This window comes from Pseudomonas marginalis, assembly GCF_001645105.1.
In the GTDB taxonomy this organism is placed as follows: Bacteria; Pseudomonadota; Gammaproteobacteria; order Pseudomonadales; family Pseudomonadaceae; genus Aquipseudomonas; species Aquipseudomonas petroselini.
Genome location: NZ_LKEG01000022.1, coordinates 95,362 through 114,665, shown reverse-complemented (window position 1 = coordinate 114,665; position 19,304 = coordinate 95,362). Strand labels below are relative to the sequence as shown.

The 19,304-nt window shown below is 60.5% G+C and carries 17 protein-coding genes; 7 read left to right on the top strand and 10 right to left on the bottom strand.

Annotated elements, in window-relative coordinates:
- The first annotated feature begins 122 nt into the window (after nt 1-122).
- The gene (locus AO064_RS03010; RefSeq protein ID WP_012722924.1) at nt 123-863 is read left to right on the top strand and encodes a YciK family oxidoreductase; all 741 of its coding nucleotides are present in this window, start codon (nt 123-125) and stop codon (nt 861-863) included.
- A 130-nt stretch (nt 864-993) separates the two neighbouring features.
- Here AO064_RS03010 and AO064_RS03005 read toward each other — a convergent pair whose 3' ends face one another.
- Genes AO064_RS03005 through AO064_RS02980 form a run of 6 tightly spaced genes read right to left on the bottom strand, consistent with a single transcriptional unit; the run spans nt 994 to nt 7,154 of the window.
- Complete coding sequence (locus AO064_RS03005) at nt 994-2,508, bottom strand: ABC transporter substrate-binding protein (RefSeq protein ID WP_012722923.1); 1,515 nt, start codon at nt 2,506-2,508, stop codon at nt 994-996.
- 32 nt (nt 2,509-2,540) lie between these two features.
- Nucleotides 2,541-3,512: an ABC transporter ATP-binding protein gene (locus AO064_RS03000; protein WP_012722922.1), complete on the bottom strand. Its 972-nt coding sequence runs from the start codon at nt 3,510-3,512 to the stop codon at nt 2,541-2,543.
- The gene (locus AO064_RS02995; protein WP_046035078.1) at nt 3,509-4,465 is read right to left on the bottom strand and encodes an ABC transporter ATP-binding protein; all 957 of its coding nucleotides are present in this window, start codon (nt 4,463-4,465) and stop codon (nt 3,509-3,511) included. Before AO064_RS02995 ends, AO064_RS03000 begins: the two co-directional genes overlap by 4 nt.
- A complete protein-coding gene (locus tag AO064_RS02990) occupies nt 4,462-5,319 on the bottom strand; it encodes an ABC transporter permease (protein WP_012722920.1) in 858 nt (285 codons plus the stop codon). Before AO064_RS02990 ends, AO064_RS02995 begins: the two co-directional genes overlap by 4 nt.
- Complete coding sequence (locus AO064_RS02985) at nt 5,316-6,263, bottom strand: ABC transporter permease (RefSeq protein WP_012722919.1); 948 nt, start codon at nt 6,261-6,263, stop codon at nt 5,316-5,318. Before AO064_RS02985 ends, AO064_RS02990 begins: the two co-directional genes overlap by 4 nt.
- A 3-nt stretch (nt 6,264-6,266) precedes the next feature.
- On the bottom strand, nt 6,267-7,154 hold the full coding sequence (locus AO064_RS02980) for a proline iminopeptidase-family hydrolase (RefSeq protein WP_064052328.1): 888 nt from the start codon (nt 7,152-7,154) through the stop codon (nt 6,267-6,269).
- Nucleotides 7,155-7,336: 182 nt separating this feature from the next.
- Between AO064_RS02980 and AO064_RS02975 the strand changes: the two genes are divergently transcribed.
- Both AO064_RS02975 and AO064_RS02970 read left to right on the top strand, forming a co-directional pair.
- Nucleotides 7,337-8,101 carry a LuxR family transcriptional regulator gene (locus AO064_RS02975; RefSeq protein ID WP_012722917.1) on the top strand — a complete coding sequence of 255 codons (765 nt, stop codon included), beginning with the start codon at nt 7,337-7,339 and terminating at the stop codon, nt 8,099-8,101.
- 92 nt (nt 8,102-8,193) lie between these two features.
- Nucleotides 8,194-9,126 (top strand): proline iminopeptidase-family hydrolase, encoded by a 933-nt coding sequence (locus AO064_RS02970; protein ID WP_012722916.1) that lies wholly within the window; start codon nt 8,194-8,196, stop codon nt 9,124-9,126.
- 115 nt (nt 9,127-9,241) lie between these two features.
- Here the strand turns inward: AO064_RS02970 and AO064_RS02965 are convergent, their stop codons facing one another.
- Complete coding sequence (locus tag AO064_RS02965; RefSeq protein ID WP_012722915.1) at nt 9,242-10,744, bottom strand: nucleobase:cation symporter-2 family protein; 1,503 nt, start codon at nt 10,742-10,744, stop codon at nt 9,242-9,244.
- Nucleotides 10,745-10,902: 158 nt separating this feature from the next.
- On the opposite strand from AO064_RS02965, the gene AO064_RS02960 reads away from it, so the two are divergent.
- Entirely contained in the window at nt 10,903-11,736 is an 834-nt protein-coding gene (locus tag AO064_RS02960) for a hypothetical protein (protein ID WP_064052327.1), read from the top strand.
- 113 nt (nt 11,737-11,849) lie between these two features.
- Here AO064_RS02960 and punC read toward each other — a convergent pair whose 3' ends face one another.
- Complete coding sequence (gene punC, locus AO064_RS02955) at nt 11,850-13,040, bottom strand: purine nucleoside transporter PunC (protein ID WP_064052326.1); 1,191 nt, start codon at nt 13,038-13,040, stop codon at nt 11,850-11,852.
- Between the two features lie 122 nt (nt 13,041-13,162).
- On the opposite strand from punC, the gene punR reads away from it, so the two are divergent.
- Complete coding sequence (punR, locus tag AO064_RS02950; protein ID WP_064052325.1) at nt 13,163-14,077, top strand: DNA-binding transcriptional activator PunR; 915 nt, start codon at nt 13,163-13,165, stop codon at nt 14,075-14,077.
- A 59-nt stretch (nt 14,078-14,136) separates the two neighbouring features.
- On the opposite strand, the gene AO064_RS02945 is transcribed toward punR, so the two are convergent.
- Entirely contained in the window at nt 14,137-15,306 is a 1,170-nt protein-coding gene (locus tag AO064_RS02945) for an aspartate aminotransferase family protein (RefSeq protein ID WP_064052324.1), read from the bottom strand.
- A 102-nt stretch (nt 15,307-15,408) separates the two neighbouring features.
- Here AO064_RS02945 and AO064_RS02940 point away from each other — a divergent pair, with 102 nt between their 5' ends.
- Nucleotides 15,409-16,314: a LysR family transcriptional regulator gene (locus AO064_RS02940; RefSeq protein ID WP_012722910.1), complete on the top strand. Its 906-nt coding sequence runs from the start codon at nt 15,409-15,411 to the stop codon at nt 16,312-16,314.
- A 275-nt stretch (nt 16,315-16,589) separates the two neighbouring features.
- Nucleotides 16,590-17,831, top strand: a complete 1,242-nt coding sequence (locus AO064_RS02935; RefSeq protein ID WP_244159462.1) for a CyaA/EF/ExoY family adenylyl cyclase toxin — start codon at nt 16,590-16,592, stop codon at nt 17,829-17,831.
- A gap of 66 nt (nt 17,832-17,897) precedes the next feature.
- Here AO064_RS02935 and fabV read toward each other — a convergent pair whose 3' ends face one another.
- Nucleotides 17,898-19,091 carry an enoyl-ACP reductase FabV gene (gene fabV, locus AO064_RS02930; protein ID WP_012722908.1) on the bottom strand — a complete coding sequence of 398 codons (1,194 nt, stop codon included), beginning with the start codon at nt 19,089-19,091 and terminating at the stop codon, nt 17,898-17,900.
- Between the last annotated feature and the right edge of the window lie 213 nt (nt 19,092-19,304).

The window sequence follows — 19,304 nt, the reverse complement described above, 5'->3', positions numbered from 1 at the left end:
GCGCGAAGCGGCCCCAAAAGATGGGCCTGCTACGCAGGCCAGCGGGAGCAAGCTCCCTCGCCACAAAAGCAGAGGCTGCGATCAAGCACATGGATTTTCTGTGAATTCTGTCGAGGTTGTTTATGTTTGATTACTCCGCACGTCCAGAACTGCTCAAAGGCCGAATCATCCTGGTGACCGGCGCCGGTCGCGGGATTGGCGCGGCAGCGGCGAAAACCTACGCCGCCCATGGCGCTACCGTGCTGTTGCTGGGTAAGACCGAAGCCAACCTGGCCCAGGTCTATGACGAAATCGAAGCGGCGGGCCAGCCTCAACCGGTGGTGATCCCATTCAACCTGGAGACCGCCCTGCCCCATCAGTACGATGAGCTGGCCGCGATGATCGAAAAAGAATTCGGCCACCTCGACGGCCTGCTGCACAACGCCTCGATCATCGGCCCACGCACGCCGATCGAGCAGTTGTCCGGTGAGAATTTCATGCGGGTCATGCACGTGAACGTCAACGCGATGTTCATGCTGACCAGCACCCTGCTGCCGCTGCTCAAACTGTCCCAGGATGCGTCGGTGGTGTTCACCTCCAGCAGCGTCGGGCGTAAAGGCCGGGCGTATTGGGGGGCTTATGGGGTGTCGAAGTTTGCGACCGAGGGGCTGATGCAAACCCTGGCCGATGAGCTGGAGGATGTGGCGGCGGTACGCGCCAACAGCATCAACCCCGGTGGCACGCGCACCAGCATGCGCGCCCAGGCGTACCCAGGGGAGAACCCGATGGAAAGGCCAGCGCCGGAAGAGATCATGCCGGTGTACCTGTACCTGATGGGGCCGGACAGTGCCGGCATCAACGGGCAGGCGTTCGACGCGCAATAACAGGCACACTATAAAACCAAATGTGGGAGGGGGCTTGCCCCCGATAGCAGGTGATCAGTCACAACCTCTTTGACTGATGCACCGCTATCGGGAGCAAGCCCCCTCCCACATTTTTTTATTGCCGTGTTCTTTAGTTTTTCACCACTTCCTCAAGGGTGAAGCGACCCAGCGGGTTTTGCAGGAAGTTGCTCACATTCTTGCGTGAGATGTTGATGTACGGGCTGTAGTACAAGTCGATCCAGTTCACGTCCTGTTTCGCCAGTTTCTGCAATTCCACATACATCTGCTCACGCTTGGCCGGGTCGGCCTCGATGCGTGCGGCGGCTACCAGGTCCTTGACCTTGTCGTTCTTGTAGCGGGTCATGTAGTTCTGGTTGGTGTCGTGGCCCAGCACGAAGGTGGTCTTCTGGTCCGGGTCGAGGATGTCGTTGGTCCAGTACATCACCGAAATATCGTACTCACCGTCCACCAGCATCTGCCAGCTTTGGGTCGGGTCGACCTTTTGCAGGTTGGCGGTCACGCCGACCTTGGCCAGTTGGTCCTTGATGATCACCGCAATCTGCTCGTCGGCTTCGTTGCCGGCGTTGACCACGTAGTTGAGCTTCAAGTCCTTGGCGCCAGCCTGCTCCAGCAGCTTCTTGGCGGCGGTCGGATCGTACGGGCGCTGCAGGTTGTTGGCGTAGTGGTACAGCGAGCCCTTTGGAATGTAGGAATAGGCCACGGTGCCCTGACCGTAGGTGGCGGTCTTGACCAGCGATTGTTTGTCGATAGCCATGTCCAGCGCTTCACGCACTTCCTGCTTGGCCAGCAGGCCATGGGCGTGGTTGATCAGCAGGTGATCTTCACGGGTCGACGGGTCGGCGTGGATCACCACGTTCTTGTCTTTCTTCAGCTCTTCAACCCGTGAGAACGGTACGAAGATCGCCGTGTCCAGCTCGTTGTTCTGCACCATGCGCATGCGGGTGTTGTCGTCGGTGACGGACACCCACTCCACGCCATCCAGGCTCACGTTCTTGGCCTGCCAGAAGTTCGGGTTCTTCTTGAGGATCACCCGATCGCCCTTGCGCCACTCGTCTACGGTAAACGCACCGGAGGTCACCGGGTTTTCCGAGTAGGCGTCTTCGCCCATCTTGGTCATGGCTTTTTCCGACAGGATCGACACCGTCGGCGACGCCAGTTGCGAGAGGAAGGCTACGGCGGGAGTCTTGAGGGTGACCACCAGGGTTTTCGGGTCCGACGCCTTGGCAGTGTTGATCAGGTTGAACGGATCGGCCCACAGCGAGGCTTTGTTGTCGCGAATACGCAACAGGCTGAACGCCGCATCTTCGGCGGTAATCGGCGAGCCATCCGAGAACTTCGCATCACGCAGCTTGAAGGTGTAGGTCAGGCCGTCCTTGGAGATGTCCCAGCTTTCGGCCAGGCCCGGCTCCATCTTGGTGCCCAGGTTGTCGACGCGCACCAGGGTGTCGTAGACGTTGGCGAAGACCCAGGTGTCGCGGTTCTGAGCACTTTTGATCGGGTCGAACGTGGTGCTGTCTTCACGGCAGCCGATGGTCAATACACCCGCCGCCTGGGCGAAACCAGCGGTCAGCGACCAGGCGGTCAATGTGGCGGCGGCGAGCAACTTCAAGTGGCGCGATTGCATATCACAACTCCTTGTTAATGAATGGCAGAGGGTTAAAGCAAAGGTTCTTCAAGCACGCAACTGTACCGATGCTCGTGCAGGAAATGCGTCGGCGGCAACACCACGGAACACATGGAGCGGGCATGCCGGCAACGCGGGTGAAAGGCACAGCCCGTAGGCAAATTCAGTGGGCTCGGGGGTTCACCCGGTAAGGGCTCCGTAGGTAACGGCCGATGCGGGTCAATCTCGGGAATCGCCTGGATCAGCGCCGCCGTGTACGGATGGCGTGGCGTCGTAAAGACCGCCTCCACCGGGCCTTCCTCGACAATCTTGCCCAAATACATCACCGCCACGCGGTCGCACAGGCGGCGCACGATGGCGAGGTCATGGGCGATGAACAGGATCGCCAGGTTCATGCGCTGTTGCAGTTCCAGCAGCAGGTTGATGATCTGGCCCTGAATCGACACGTCCAGCGCCGCCACGCACTCATCGGCGATGATCAGTCGTGGCTCCACTGCCAGCGCCCGGGCAATGCCGACGCGCTGGCATTGCCCGCCGCTGAGGGAGCCGGGTTTGCGGTCGGCGAGTTCGGGGCGCAGGCCGACCAGGTCGAGCAGCTCATTCACGCGCGCGGGAATCTGCTGCGGCGCCACCTTGCGCTGCACCCGCAGCACTTCAGCGATGGTTTCGCCGATGGTGTGGCGCGGGTTCAGCGCGGCGTACGGGTCCTGGAAGATCATCGCGGTTTCATGTCGCAGGCGGGTGATGTCGATGGCGCTGCCGTGGGCCATGTCGACGCCATCAAACAACACCTGCCCGGCGCTGATCGGGTTGAGGTGCAGAATGGCGCGGCCCAGGGTGCTTTTGCCGCTGCCGGACTCGCCGACCAGCCCCAGGGTTTCGCCCGCCGCCAGGTTCAGCGACACACCGTTCACCGCCCTCACCCACTGCTTGTTCAAACCGAACAGGCCGGTGCCCGACGCGGCAAACTTCACCTCGAGGTCCTTGATCTGCAACAGGCTCATGGCTGCGCTCCCAACGGGTAATGACAGGCGACGCGCGCGCCTTCCGGCAGCACCTCGGTACACAAGGCGCCGACCTGCGGGCAACGCGGGTTGAACCGGCAGCCGGCGGGCAATGCATCCAGTAACGGCGGCTGCCCGGGGATGGTGCGCAGCAAGGCGTGGCCACTGCTGTGGGCAGGCTGACAGTCGATCAAACCGGCGGTGTACGGGTGCTGTGGCCGGGCCAGCAGGTCGTATTTGCTGCCGTGCTCGCAGAGGCGCCCGGCATACATCACGGCAATGGCGTCGCAGGTTTGCGCGACCACGCCGAGGTCGTGGGTGATCATGATGATCGACAGCCCGCGTTGATCGCGCAGGTCCAGCAACAGCCGCAGGATTTGCGCCTGCACCGTCACATCCAGGGCGGTGGTCGGCTCGTCGGCGATCAGCACTTTCGGGTTGCAGCCCAGCGCCACGGCGATCATTGCGCGCTGGCGCATGCCGCCGGAAAACTCGTGGGGGTAGTTGTCGATGCGCGCCTGGGGATCGGGAATGCCCACCTGGCGCAACACGTCGATGGCCTGCAGCCGGGCGTCTTTCTTCGATGCACCTTGGTGCAGGCGAATGCCTTCGGCAATCTGTTCGCCGATGCGCATCAGCGGATCAAGGTGGCTGCTGGGGTTCTGGAAAATCATGCCCAGTTGCCCGCCGCGTATCGCGCGCATCCCCGCATCATCCAGCTGCAACAGGTCCTGCCCGGCCAGCCTTACAGCACCGCCCTGCACCCGCAGGTTGGGCGATGGCAGCAAGCGCATAAGACCGCGACAGGCCATGGTCTTGCCCGAGCCGCTCTCACCCACCAAGCCAAGGATTTCGCCCTCGGCCAGATCGAAAGACACGCGGTCGACCAAGGTCACCTCGCGCCCGGCATTGTTGGCGATCACGCTGAGATCGCGCACCTGCAGCACGCTCATGAGCGATCCCCCAGCACTTGCGCCACGCCATCCGCCAGCAAGCTGAAGCCCATGGCCAAGGTCACGATGGCCAGCCCTGGGAAGGTGCAGATCCACCACGCGGTGGTGATAAAGGCTTGCCCCTCGGCCACCATCGTCCCCCACTCGGCGGTCGGCGGTTGCACGCCCAGGCCCAGGTAACTCACGGCGGCGCCATTGAGCAGCACCAATACGGCGTCAGACATGGAAAACACGATCGAGCCGAACATGGCGTTAGGCAATAAATGCCGGAACAGAATGCGCCCATGGCCAAAGCCCAGGCTCTTGGCGGCCAGGGCAAAGTCGCTTTCCTTGAGCACCAGGATTTGCGAGCGGATCAGCCGTGCATACGACACCCAGCCCACCAACGCCATGGCGATATAGAAACTCTTCAGGCCTGGACCGAGGATGGCCATGATCGCCAGCATCAACACCAGGAACGGGAATGCCAGGATCACGTCGATCAGGCGCATGCAGAAACTGTCGAAACGCCCGCCGATATAGCCCGACACCGCGCCGACAAAGGTGCCGATCATGAACGGGAAAATCACCCCGACGATGGCCAACTGCAGGTCAATGCGCGCGCCCCAGATGACCCGCGACAGGATGTCCCTACCGTAGTTATCCGTGCCAAAGGGATGAGCAAGGCTCGGGCCGAGCAAACTGATATCGGTGTTTTGCGCAATCGGGTCATAAGGTGCAATCCACGGCGCACACAGCGCCAGCGCCAGCCACACCAGCAAAATCAACAGGCCCCACGCAGCCGTCAGGCGGCCATTGCGAAAACCAAAACGCAGGCGCAAACGCCATGGGGCAATCAACGGGCGGCTGCTCATTGCATCTTCACCCGTGGGTCGAGGGCCACGGTCACCACGTCGGCGATGAAGTTGACCACCACTGTCGCGCAGGCGAGCACCATGGCGACGCCCTGCACCACCATGTAGTCGCGGGTGAAAATGCCGCGCACCAGCAACTGGCCGATGCCGGGAATGGCAAACAGGCTTTCGATCACCACCGTGCCGCTGATCAGCCAGCCGATATTCACCGCCAGCAGGTTGACCGCCGGCACCAGGGAATTGGGCAGCACATGGCGGCGAAACACGGCGGCTTCCGACAGCCCACGAGCCCGGGCGGCGGTGACATGGTCAGCCTGCAACTCCATCAGCATGCTCGCCCGCAGGTTGCGCACCAGCACCGCCGACAGCGCCAGGGCGATGGTCAGGCACGGCAGCACCATGTGATGCGCCTTGTCCAGCCAGGTACGACCGTAACCGGACACGGGAAACAAGCCCCACTGCACGCTCAGCAACAGGATCAGCATCAAGCCCAGCCAGAACGCCGGCATGCCCAGGCCGACCGTGGTGAACACGCGGATCAGGTTATCCGCCCAGCCGCCCTTGTTACGCGCGGCCAACGTCGCCAGCGGCACCGCGATCAGCAGCGCCAGCACCACGCTGCCGAGCACCAATACCAGCGTGGGTTCGATGCGGGTGACGATCAGCTTGAGCGCGTCGACCTTGTACAGCAGCGATTGGCCGAGGTCGCCCTTGAGCAGATTTTTCAGGAAGTAGAAATATTGCAGCCACAACGGCTGGTCGAGGCCGTACTGGGCGCGGATTTTCAGCAAGGCGTCGGGCGTGCTGCGCGAACCCAGCAGGGCACGGGCCGGGTCGCCGGGAATCGAGCGCACCAGCACAAAGGTAATCAGGCTGATGCCAAACAGCACCGGCAGCAACTGCAGCGGCCGGGACAGGACAAAACGGTAGCGCGCCAGGTTCATCCGTCAGCCTCGATGACGCGCAAGGAAGTCCAACAGCACCGGGAAGTACGCCTGGGGTTCCTCATAAAAGGGCATATGGCTGCTGTTGGGGAAAACGTGCAATTGGGCGTGTTTAGCCGCCATTTTCATGCGCAGGGCACAGGCCGGGGTGAGTTCGTCGTGCTGGCCGGTAGTGATCAGGATCGGCATCGTGAACGCGGCCATCTCAGGGATGCGGTTCCAGTCTTTGAGGTTACCGATGTAGAGGAACTCGTTGGGGCCTTGCATGGTTTCGTAAGGGCCCATGTTCCAGTCGCCGAGGGAACGTTTGACCGGCTCGGGCCATTCGTCGAGACGGCACACGTGGCGGTAGTTGAGCAACGTGATCGCTGCCTGGTACTGCGGGTGGTCCAGGGTGCCCATGGCTTCGTGGCGCTGCATCATCGCCACGGTTTCGCTGCCGAGGGCGCCACGCAGGCGTTCGAGCTCCTGGGACAGGTGCGGAATGTCACCGACGGTGTTTTCGAGGATCAGGCTTTTCAGCGCGTCGGGGTAACGGATGGCGTATTCGATGCCCAGCCAGCCGCCCCAGGAATGCCCGAGCAGATGCACGCGGCCCAGGCCCAGGGCTTGGCGCACGGTTTCGACTTCTTCGACATATCGGCCGATTTCCCACAGCGAAACGTCGGTGGGTCTGGCTGATGCGCCCGTGCCAAGCTGGTCGAATGCAACCACTCGCAGGTTGTGTTCCTTGAGCCAGCCATGGGCGTCGCGCAGGTAGTCACACGGCAGGCCCGGCCCGCCGTTGAGGCACAGCAGCACCTCATCGCCTTCGCCAAAGCTGTAGACCACGAGGTTATGGCCGTCGACTTGCACGTCGTACTGCTGGTCGGGGGCAATTTCACGCCACATGCATACATTCCTTGTGTTGTGTCGGCCTGGCAGGTAGCGGCCGTTTATCGACCAACACTACCGAGGATGCCGCGCGTCCATAACCTAGCATTTCTTATAGGTTTGGCCTGGCAGTCCTTCGCCGGGGCGTGGCATTCTACTTGCAGCAAGTCGAGATTCAAATGAATTCGGGAGCAGAACGGATGCTGGCCAAGCTTACTGCCTTAAATCACCGTCTGATGCCGGGCAGGAGCCTGGACGAGCAGATGGACAACACGTTTATCCTCGCCCAGCAGTTGGGTTTCGATGCACTGGTGTATGACTACACCCCGGTGCCGATCGACCAGGATGGCGCCTTGATCACCCCTTCGGTGCTGGAACTGCGCAATACCCCGCCCGACTGGCACGCATTATGGTGCAGCAAGGGCTTCTACCAGATCGATCCGGTGCAACATCTGGCCCTGAGTACGGTGTCGCCCTTCGTGTGGTCCTACGATGTCAAGGTCGACACCCCCCTGCAAAAGATCATCGATCCCTGCCACGCCCCGGTGTCGACCTACCTGCATGACCAGCAGTTGACCTGCGGCGTCAGCGTGCCGATCCACCTGCCACGCGGCGGCTTCGCCTCGCTGACCGGCTTGCGCACCGGCAAGGCCCACAGTGTGCTGCAGGATGCGCAGCAGACCTTGTCGGATTTCAGCCTGATTTCCCACGCCTTGCAGGAAGCGGCCTACCCGCTGTTCAGCAAGGAACTGCGCACTTACCCGCATATTCACCTGACCAAACGCGAACGCGAGTGCCTCAAATGGGCCGCCGACGGCCTGACCGCCGCTGAAATAGCCACGCAACTGAGCCGCTCATTGGCGGTGGTCACCCTGCACCTGGCCTCGGCGATGCACAAGCTGGGGGCCAAGAACCGCGTACAGGCGGTGGTTCGCGCCACTCATTACCGCCTGCTGGAGGACTGACCGTCCGGCAAAACCTAGCTGTTTTGCTAGTTACTTAAATTTCCGTGACGCCTTATCGTGTCCCTGATCCTTTTTTCAGAGCAGGGCACGAAATGGAATTCATCGAAAAGATCCGCGAAGGCTATGCGGCGTTTGGCGCCTATCAAACCTGGTACCGCGTCACCGGTGACCTCTCCAGCGGCCGCACCCCCTTGGTGGTTATCCACGGCGGCCCCGGATGCACGCATGACTATGTAGATGCCTTCAAGGACGTCGCCGCCAGCGGCCACGCCGTGATCCACTACGACCAGTTGGGCAACGGCCGCTCCACCCATCTGCCTGACAAAGACCCGTCTTTCTGGACCGTGGGCCTGTTCCTCGAAGAACTGAATAACCTGCTGGACCACCTGCAGATCAGCGATAACTACGCGATCCTCGGCCAGTCCTGGGGTGGCATGCTCGGCAGTGAACATGCGATTTTGCAACCCAAGGGCCTGCGCGCCTTCATCCCGGCCAACTCGCCGACGTGCATGCGCACCTGGGTCAGCGAAGCCAACCGCCTGCGCAAATTGTTGCCGGAAGGTGTGCATGAAACCCTGCTCAAGCATGAAGCCGCCGGCACCTATCAGGACCCGGAATACCTCGCGGCGTCGCGGGTGTTTTATGACCATCACGTGTGCCGGGTCAACCCGTGGCCGGAAGAAGTAGCACGCACTTTCGCCCAGGTCGATGCGGACCCGACGGTGTACCACGCCATGAGCGGCCCGACCGAATTCCATGTGATCGGGAGCTTGAAGGACTGGAAATCCATTGGCCGCCTGTCGGCCATCAACGTGCCGACGCTGGTGATTTCCGGCCGGCACGACGAAGCGACGCCGTTGGTGGTCAAACCGTTCCTGGATGAAATCGCAGATGTGCGTTGGGCGCTGTTTGAAGACTCCAGCCACATGCCGCATGTGGAAGAACGCCAGGCGTGCATGGGGACGGTGGTGAAGTTTCTGGATGAGGTGTGTTCAGTACCGCACAACGTGCTCAAGGCGGGCTGAATGCTCAAGCTGGATGCATTCCAATTGTGGGAGGGGGCTTGCCCCCGATAGCGGTGTGTCAGGAGCCAATCACTCAGCTGACACACCGTAATCGGGGGCAAGCCCCCTCCCACATTCAGGCCTCGCTAGCCTCGGGCTTGGTGACCTTCCTCGACACCTCCGCCACCAACGGGATCTCCCTGCCCTCGGCATCAAACAGCTTGCCGCCTTTGAAGTAATCCCCATCACGCAGTTCCGACACATCACGGAAGCACAAACTGCGCTCAGTCCCCGCCACAAACACCGATTGCTGGTCCGAATTACCCACGGTGAAATGGTTGAACGCCAGGTTCAGCAGGATCGCCATGATCGCCGAGGAGCTGATCCCCGAGTGAAAGATGGTCGCAAACCAACTCGGGAAGTGATCGTAGAAGCTCGGCGCAGCAATCGGGATCATGCCAAAACCGATGGATGTCGCCACGATGATCAAGTTCATGTTGTTGCGGTAATCGACCTTGGACAAGGTGCGGATACCGCTGGCTGCCACAGTGCCGAACAGCACAATCCCCGCCCCGCCCAGCACCGAGGTGGGCACCGCCGCGATCACACGCCCCATAAAGGGCAGCAGGCCGAGGACCACCAGGAACAGCCCGCCCGTGGCCACCACAAAGCGGCTCTTGACCCCGGTAACCGCGACCAGGCCGACGTTCTGGGCGAAGGCACTCTGGGTGAAGGACCCGAAGATCGGCGCAAACATACTCGACAGCATGTCGGCGCGCAGGCCATTGCCGAGGCGTTTGGAATCGACCTTGGTGTCGATGATTTCACCCACGGCCAGGATGTCCGCCGAGGTCTCGACCAGGGTCACCATCACCACGATGCACATGGAAATGATCGCGGCGACATGGAAGGTGGGCATGCCGAAATGGAATGGCGTGGGGAAACCGAACATCGGCCCCTGGGTCACGCCGGAAAAATCGGCCATGCCGAGGAACACTGCAATCACGGTGCCGATCACCATCGCCAGCAGGATCGACAAGCGCGAAATGGTCGCGCTGCCGATCTTGCTCAGCAGCAACACCAGCACCAGGGTCAATGCCGCCAGGCCGATATTTGACATGCTGCCGAAATCCGCGGCGCGGCTGTTGCCGCCCATGGCCCAGCGCGCCGCAACGGGCATCAGGGTCAGGCCGATAGTGGTGATCACAATACCCGTCACCAGCGGCGGGAAAAACTTGGTGATCCGCGAAAACACCGGGGTAATCAGTAGCCCGATAAACGACGCGGCCATCACCGCCCCGAGAATCGCCGGCACCCCGCCAGCGCCATCGCTGCCGACAATCGCCACCATGGTTGCCACACCGGCAAACGAGACGCCCTGCACCAGCGGCAACTGACAGCCGAAAAACGGCAGCCCCAAGGTCTGCAATAGCGTGGCCAAGCCACCGGCAAACAATGACGCAGCAATCAGCAAGCCGATGTCTGCCGGCGACAACCCGGCTGCCTGGCCGACGATCAACGGTACCGCGACGATACCGCCGTACATGGTGAGCACATGTTGCAGGCCGTAAGCCATGTTGGCGGCGACGCCGAGATTCTCATCTTCTGGCCGCTGCGGTGACGCCTTCGGGATAGTCATGGTGAGGGGTTCTCTGTTTTTGTTGTGCGGCCACTGTATGCAATGTTCAGACTGGATGTCCATAGAGTTGTATACAATCAATCGAACAAGATACCCTCCATCGGCGTTACAAAAACAATCCGGCCGAGATGAGCCAGAACGCCAAAGGACCTAGAACAATGAAAAAGGCATTACAGGGCGCCACCGTTGCACTCACGCTCCTCGGCGGTGGGGAGGCCGTCGCGCTGGAATGGATGAACAACAGCATAGGATTTCGCTACGGCCAGCAGTTCACCAACCCGAATAACCCCGACGCGTTCAGCAAGCGCATCTACAGCTTTACCCACGCCAGCGGCTACCGGTACGGCAGCAATTTCCTCAACCTTGATGTGTTCCTGTCCGACAGCCGCGACCCGCGCAAGGGCACCGATCATGGTGGGAGTGAGGTGTACGCGGTGTATCGCCACCAGTTGTATGCGTCGCGGATGTTCGATAGGCCGCTGGGCACCGGGCTGATCAAGGATTACGCGCTGACCCTGGGCTTCGATGCCAACCGCAACAACAACTTCGCCTCAGCCAATAAGCGCGCGCTGGTGATCGGCCCGACCTTGAAGTTCAACACCGTCGGCGTGCTGGACCTGAGCCTGATGTACTACAAGGAAAGGAACCACACCGGCATCCCCGGTGCAAAAGAGTCGAACCACACCTTCGACGACACCTACTTGCTCAACCTGACGTGGATGCGCCCGTTCGAAATCGCCAACCACGCGGCAAAATTCCAGGGTTTTATCAATTACGTCGGCGAAAAAGGCGAGGACTACCACGGCCGCGACACCGCGCCGGAAGCCCTGATGCGCACCGCGCTGATGGTGGCGGTGCGACCGGGCAAAAGCGTCAAGTCGAACCTGTACCTGGGGGTGGGTTACGAGTACTGGCATAACAAGTTCGGCGTGGATGGCGGCCGGGGTAGCCGCACCTCAACGCCGACGGTGAACATGGAAATCACGTTCTAACTGAAGATACCCAATCAAACTGTGGGAGGGGGCTTGCTCCCGATAGCAATGGGTCAGCCAGCACATCTAGTACTGAGACTCCGCCATCGGGAGCAAGCCCCCTCCCCCATTTTTCAGCGTATTGCGCTGGCCAGTTCCGACTGTTTCGCCTTCGGCCGCGCCAGCCAGTAACCCAACACCGCCAACGGCGCGGTCGCCAACATCACGATCACCGTAATCAGCAGCGGCTCATCGATCATCGACGACACTATCAGGCTCGCGAGAAAGCACAGCCCCAGTTGCAGGGTGTTTTGCAGGGCTGCCGCCTTGCCGGAATTTTCCGCAAAGGGCATCAGCGCATTCGCCACCACGATGGGGTAACTCGCACCGTTGCACAGCGCCATCAGGCAGAACGGTATCAGCAAGGTGGTGAGGGTCGGTACCGTCAACGTGGCGACCAGGTATAACGCCACCATGCTGATGCAGTACGCCAGCAGCAACCACGGCAGCAGCGTCTTGCCCTGAACGTGCTGCAGCGCGCTGCGGCAACTGTAGCCACCGACCAGAAAGGCCAAGGTCGGCAGCACGTAGCTCAGGCCAATGTCATTCGGGCTGTAGCCCATGCCACCGAGGATGAAGGGGGACGCCGTCAACCACGCGAAAAAGCTGGCAGAGCACGCGGCGAAGATCATGACGTTGCCGGTAAACACGCGCGAGGTGAACAACTGGCCATACCCCAAGCGCGAAGGTGCACCCTCCTGCGCCCGAGGTTTCGGCGGGGTACGCAGGAACAACGTCGGCAGCAGTAACAGCAGCGACACGCCCAGCAATACACCGAAGATCGCCTGCCAACCGAAGTGGTTCAGTACCATCGCACCCAGCAACGGCGCCAGCGCTGGCGACAATGACATCAGAGGCATGATGCTGGCGAACACACGGTGCGCCTTGTCGGCCGGGTAGCGGTCGATGACCAGCGCCTGCCAGCTCACGGCTGCGGCACACACGCCAATCGCCTGCATAAAGCGCAGCGCCAGCAGTTGCGGCGCCGTCTCGACCCAGAACATCCCCGCGCAGCCCAGCACAAACAGGCTCAGGCCGGCGAGCAGCACCGGTTTGCGCCCCAGGCGGTCGGACAACGGCCCCCACACCAGCTGGCCCAGCGCAAAGCCGGCGAGGAAAATACTCAAGCTGGCACCTACCGCGCCCGCGCCAATGTGCAGGTGCTCGCCCATGGCGCCGAACGCCGGTAAGTACATGTCCATGGCCAGGTAACCGAGCATGCTCAGCCCCGCCAGGTACCAGGTGAAACCAAAAGAATTTTTCATTGAAGCCTTGCTTAACCTGCCATCAAACTATTTGCTGACTGGCGCCCATTATGAAGCTGACAGTGCGTGTGTGAAGCGATAATAATTGGACACTCTTATCAATATTTTTGAAGGCACTTGCCATGTGGTCCGAATACTCCCTGGACGTGGTCGACGCCGTGGCGCGCCATGGCAGCTTCAGCGCCGCCGCCCAGGAATTGCACCGTGTGCCGTCCGCTATCAGCTATACCGTGCGTCAGCTGGAGGAATGGTTGGCGGTGCCGTTGTTTGTGCGCCGGCACCGCGACGTAGAGCTGACGCCCGCAGGTCGGCTGTTTATCGACGAAGCCCGTGGCGTGATGAAAAAAATGCTCGGCACACGGCGTTTGTGCCAGCAAGTGGCGAATGGCTGGAGTGGCCAGTTAAAAGTCGCGGTGGACTCCATCGTCAAACCTCAGCGTTGTCGGCAACTGGTGCTGGATTTCTATCGACAGTTTCCCGAGGTGGAATTGCTGCTGGAGTACGAGGTGTACAACGGTGTATGGGATGCCCTGGCAGACGAGCGCACCGATATTGTGATCGGCGCCACCAGCGCGGTGCCGGTGGCCAGTCACTTTACCTTTCGCGATATGGGCTTGTTGAACTGGCTGTGCGTGGTCAGCGCGCGGCACCCACTGGCGAGCATCGACGGGTTGCTGAGTGACGATCAACTGCGCCCTTTCGCGTCACTGTGCATGACCGACACCTCGCGCAACCTGCCCAAGCGCGACACCTGGACCCTGGATAACCAGCGGCGGCTGGTGGTGCCCAATTGGTCCTCGGCCATCGATTGCCTGCGCGACGGCCTGTGTGTCGGCATGGCACCGGCGCATCAGGTGTTGCGGTGGATCGAACTCGGTGAACTGGTGGCGCTGCAGCTGAGCCGGCCGTTTCCGGCCAGCCCGTCGTGTGTGGCCTGGGCGCAGAGCAAGCTGTCGCCGGCCATGGCGTGGTTGTTGGAGTATTTGGGGGATACCGAGACGATGAACCAGGAGTGGTTGAACGGAAACGGTCCCTGACAATCATGGAGATCCCCTGTGGGAGCGGGCTTGCCCGCTCCCACAGGGTGGACGTCATTTCAATCCAGCAGACGGGTGATGGCGCGCACGATCATCTCGACTTCCTTGGCATCCAGGGTCAGCGGTGGCAGCAGGCGAATGACCTTGCCCCGCGTCACGTTGATCAGCAAACCGTGCTCCTGTGCGGCACGCTGGGCCAGGTCACGATAGGGGTTCGCCAGCTCGATACTGATCATCAATCCCTGCCCCCGAATCGCCAGCACCTGCGGGTGCTCACTCAACTCCACCCGCAACCGCGCCAGCAAGCGCTCACCCTGCTGCGCCGCGTTCTGCAGCAAGCCTTGCTCTTCGATGATGTCCAGCACGGTGCACCCGACCCGACACGCCAACGGGTTGCCGCCGAAGGTGCTGCCGTGGCTGCCTGGTGTAAACAACTGAGCCACGGCGGCGCGGGCCAGGCAGGCGCCGATCGGTACACCGTTGCCGAGGCCTTTGGCCAGGGTCATCACGTCCGGGACGATGCCTTCATGCTGGAAGGCAAACCAGGCGCCGGTGCGGCCGATGCCGGTCTGGATTTCGTCGAGCATCATCAGCCAACCGTGGCGCGTGCAGTGATCACGCACGGCTTGCAGATAGCCCGGCGGCGCCGGCAGTACGCCACTTTCGCCTTGGATCGGCTCCAACAGCACCGCCGCGATACGCGTGCCAAATGCTTGTGTGATGGCTTCTATCGCGGCGATATCACCAAAGCCCACCTTGAGAAAATCCCCCGGCAAACGTTGGAAGCCCAAGCGCACCGATGGCCCATCGCTCGCGGCCATCGTGCCCAGTGTGCGGCCATGAAAGGCGTTTTCCATCACAACGACCAGCGGTGCTTCGATGCCCTTTTTCCAGCCATGCAGCCGCGCCAGTTTCAGCGCTGTTTCGTTGGCTTCGGCACCGGAATTGTTGAAGAAAGCGCGGTCCAGGCCGGACAGCTGGGCCAGGCGCTGGGCCAGCCGTTGTTGCCAATCGATGCTGTAGAGGTTGGAGGTGTGCAACAGCAAACCCGCCTGCTCGCTGATCGCCGTCACCAGCCTGGGATGCGAATGACCGACATTGGTCACCGCCACGCCGGCCACCGCATCCAGGTATTCGCGACCTTGCTGGTCCCACAGGCGCGTGCCCAGGCCACGGGTAAAACTCAGGGCCAAGGGTTGATACGTGGTCATCAGGCAGGCGGCAGTCATGGTGCGGGCTCCAGTGCATCGTAGTGATGGGAGCAGTATCGTTAACCACCTGAGCTGGATAAACTGCGCATTCCTGCAATGACTTTAAATCAGGGCTTGATAATGGACCTGTTCCAGGCAATGTCGGTGTACGTGAAAGTGGTCGAGGCCGGCAGCATGACGGCGGCAGCCCAAGCCTGCGGCATGTCCACGACCATGGTCGGCAACCACCTGCGCGCCTTGGAGCAACGATTGGGCGTCAGCCTGCTCAAGCGCACGACGCGCAAGCAAAGCCTTACGGAATTTGGCGGGCAGTATTACCAGCGCTGCCTTGAGGTGCTGGGGCTGGTGGCCGACTCCGAGCAGCTTGCCGAGCAAGCCCACAGCGACATCCCCAAAGGCACCCTGCGGATCACTGCGCCCCCCGTGTTCGGCACCGAACGCCTTACACCGGCCTTGAGCGAATTTTCCCGGCGCTACCCGCAGATCAACCTGTATGTGGTGCTAAGCAATGAGCGGATGGACTTGGTCGACAGCGGCTTCGACGTGGCCATCCGTCTTGGCGAACTGGAAACCTCCAGCCTGATCGCCAGGCCCATGCAGGACTACACCCTCACCCTCTGCGCGTCGCCAGCCTACCTGGCGCGACGCGGCACGCCTTCGAGCCCAGCAGAACTGCAGCAGCACGACTGCCTGGCGTTCGCCTACCCGGCGAATGACAACTGGCGCGATACCGAAAAACTGTGGCGCATGACCGGTGATGGAGGCGAGCTGGAGGTTCCGGTGTCCGGCTCATTGACCATCAACAGCTCGCAAGGCTTGCGCCAGGCGGCCGTAAACGGCATGGGCATCATCATGCTGGCCGATGCCCTGGTGCAACCGGACCTGGAGAGCGGCAAGTTGGTGGCCTTGCTGACCACCTATAAACTGCCCAGCCGCCCCATGCACCTGCTCTACGGCCAGGACCGTTATCGCCTGCCCAAGCTACGCGCCTTTGTGGATTTCGCCATGGAGAAATGGGCGCGCTAGAAACCGTGTGGCAATCGCTACATCGGTGACATCGCCACGAGTCAATGCGCGTAGGACTGTTCTGATAAATTTCCGATGTGCACACAACAAACCTAACCTCCCCCGCGTATTCGACCTTGAGCGTTCTTTCTCCAACTTTGTCTCATACAACCAGTCATACATTTCCCTCCCAGGCAAACAGAGACTTCTCTAGTGTTTCCTGCGTAACCGAAGGAATGCTTCAGTCAGGACGAAATCATCCGACGTATCGGTAAACCATGCCTTGGAGACATTCAATGACAAACTTACTCACCCCCGCTATTTCACCTTCCGCGCTCAGCTTGAACACGTTACAGCGCTCCTCAGCTGATCAACCGAACGACGCCACCCAAGAAACGAATGACCCGGTAATCGCCGCATTTGAGCGCGCAAGAGAAAACACAGGAATAGTCTCGAGCCACCTTCTTCCGTTACAGAAAGTCGCGGCGCAGACCAACTCCATCATCGGCATACGCCCAGTAGAAAACGTCGCAACCGGGCTGATCGAAGCGGGCCATCCCACCAAGGACTTTCATATCAAGGGAAAAAGCGCCAACTGGGGACCGCAAGCCGGGCTGATCTGTACTGACCAGGTGTTCAGCAAGCTTGAAAAGTTCAAGGACGATGCCCCCGAAAAAGTGACCAACGCGAATAAGCAAATCCAGGCGTGCATCCGCGACGGGCATGCAGTTGCGACCCCCCTGAAGGTCCCGCGCAGCCGTCTCGACGAATTGATGAAACTCGGCCTGATCAATGAGCTGGCAACGAAAGAGCACGGCGGCACACTGAGTTTCACTGCCCAAGGGCCAAGTCAGCATCTGTACGCCTTCGAAGGTAGACGCACATCGCCTTTAGAAGACAGTTATTTCATTAGCCATCAGGGCAAGCCGGTTGATGTCCTGGCGAAACACGTAGGAAAAGACGCAATTACGGCCGACTATGACCTGCACATGGTGGCGCCCCACATCAGCGACCTGGGCCCCCAGGACAGGCTTCCAGTACCCGATATTGCACACAGTGTTTTCACCACACGTGTCGATCACTACAGACAGCAACAACCAGACCCCAAGGCTTTCCTGGTGCCGGAAGCGTTACGCGCAGACTATGAAAGCGCCGAACATTTCTATCAAAAGGAAAATCCCGATCTGGGCAATGCCACACCGCGAATAGAGCAAATGATCAGACTGATCAATGACCGGCTGGTGACTCCCCCCAGTGAAGAGCGGGTGGTACACCACAATGCAGACTCCGGCAGCTACGTAACAGATGTGAGCGCCAACTATCCGGCGACTTTCTTCTTGCCCACCCAATTGGGGCGTTTCGACGAAATCTGCATCATCAACGACAGCAAAGAAATGGCGGAACTGATCAGAACAGCCAAAGACAGTGGTTATCACGTGCCGCTGAATCCGCTCTGGGAGAGCGAAGTGGTCAGTATCAAGCGCACCGGCTTTACCCATGCACAAGAGCGGCTGGCGTCAGCCTTGCGTCAAGGTTGAACGCCTGGCGCACACAAAAACAGCAGCCTGGTAACAGGGTTATCGAGGCTGCTGTCGGGCCCGCATTTATGCCGAGATCAGACCGTTGATCTTCACGGTAGGATTCACGTCAGCGTCGTAGTCCACGCCGTCGATTTCAAAGCCGAACAAACGCAGGAACTCCGCCTTGTAACCAGCGAAATCACTGATCTCGTTGACGTTGTCGTCGGTGACCTGGTTCCACAGCGCCGCCACGGCGTCCTGGACTTTCGGTTCCAGCTCGGCCAGGTCGGCACGCAGGCGGCCGTCGGCGTCGAGTTTAGGCTCGCTGCCGTACAGGCTGTCCTTGAACAGGCCGTAGACCTGCTCGATGCAACCTTCGTGGGTGCCCTGCTCTTTCATCACTTTGAACAGCAGCGACAGGTACAGCGGCATAATCGGGATGGCCGAGCTGGCCTGGGTGACCACCGCCTTGAGCACCGACACACGGGCGTCGCCCTTGAGTGCAGCGAGGTTGTCGCGCAGGGTCAGGACTTTCTTGTCGAGGTCTTTCTTGGCTTCGCCGATGGAGCCGTTCCAGTAGATGTCCTGGGTCAGCTTTTCACCGAGGTAGGTGAACGCGGTGGTCTTGGCGCCTTCGGCGAGGACGTCGGCGTCACGCAGGGCGTCGATCCACAGCTGCCAGTCTTCGCCACCCATGACTTTCACGGTGCCGTCGATTTCTTCCTGGGTAGCCGGTTCAAGGGTGGTGTCGACCACAACGCCTTTGTCGGTGTTGATACCGCGCAGGGTCACGGCCTTGCCGATGGGCTTGAGGGTGGAGGTGTGCACCACGCCTTGTGGGTCGGTACGGCGTGGCGCGGCCAGGCTGTAGACGACCAGGTCGATCTTGCCCAGGTCTTTCTTGATGGTTTCGATGGTCAGGCGCTTGATCTCGTCGGAGAACGCGTCGCCGTTGATGCTCTTGGCGTACAGGCCTTTTTCGACGGCAAACTTCTCGAACGCAGCGCTGTTGTACCAGCCGGCGGAGCTCAACTTGCCTTCTTCGCCTTCTTTCTCAAAAAACACGCCCAGGGTGTCGGCACCGCAGCCAAACGCGGCACTGATGCGCGCGGCCAGGCCGTAACCGGTGGAAGCACCGAGGACCAGCACCTTTTTCGGGCCACCTTCGATGACGCCGTGTTGAGTCACGTAGTCGATCTGTTCCTTGACGTTCGCTTCACAGCCAACAGGGTGAGCGGTCACACAGATAAAGCCACGAACCCGCGGTTTGATGATCATAAAATTTCTGCCTCTTCCAAGGTGTCGAAGGCCAGTGGTGGCCACTCAACTTCAATCGTACCGGTCTATGACGTCCGAAAAACCGAAGCGTCACGATAGTCGTAAATCTTCCGTTTACAAAATCCAATCCAATCAACGCATCGAGGGGTTAAAAACCGTGTAAGACCTTCACAATTTCGCACTATTTAAAACGCCTATCCCACGCAGAACGCC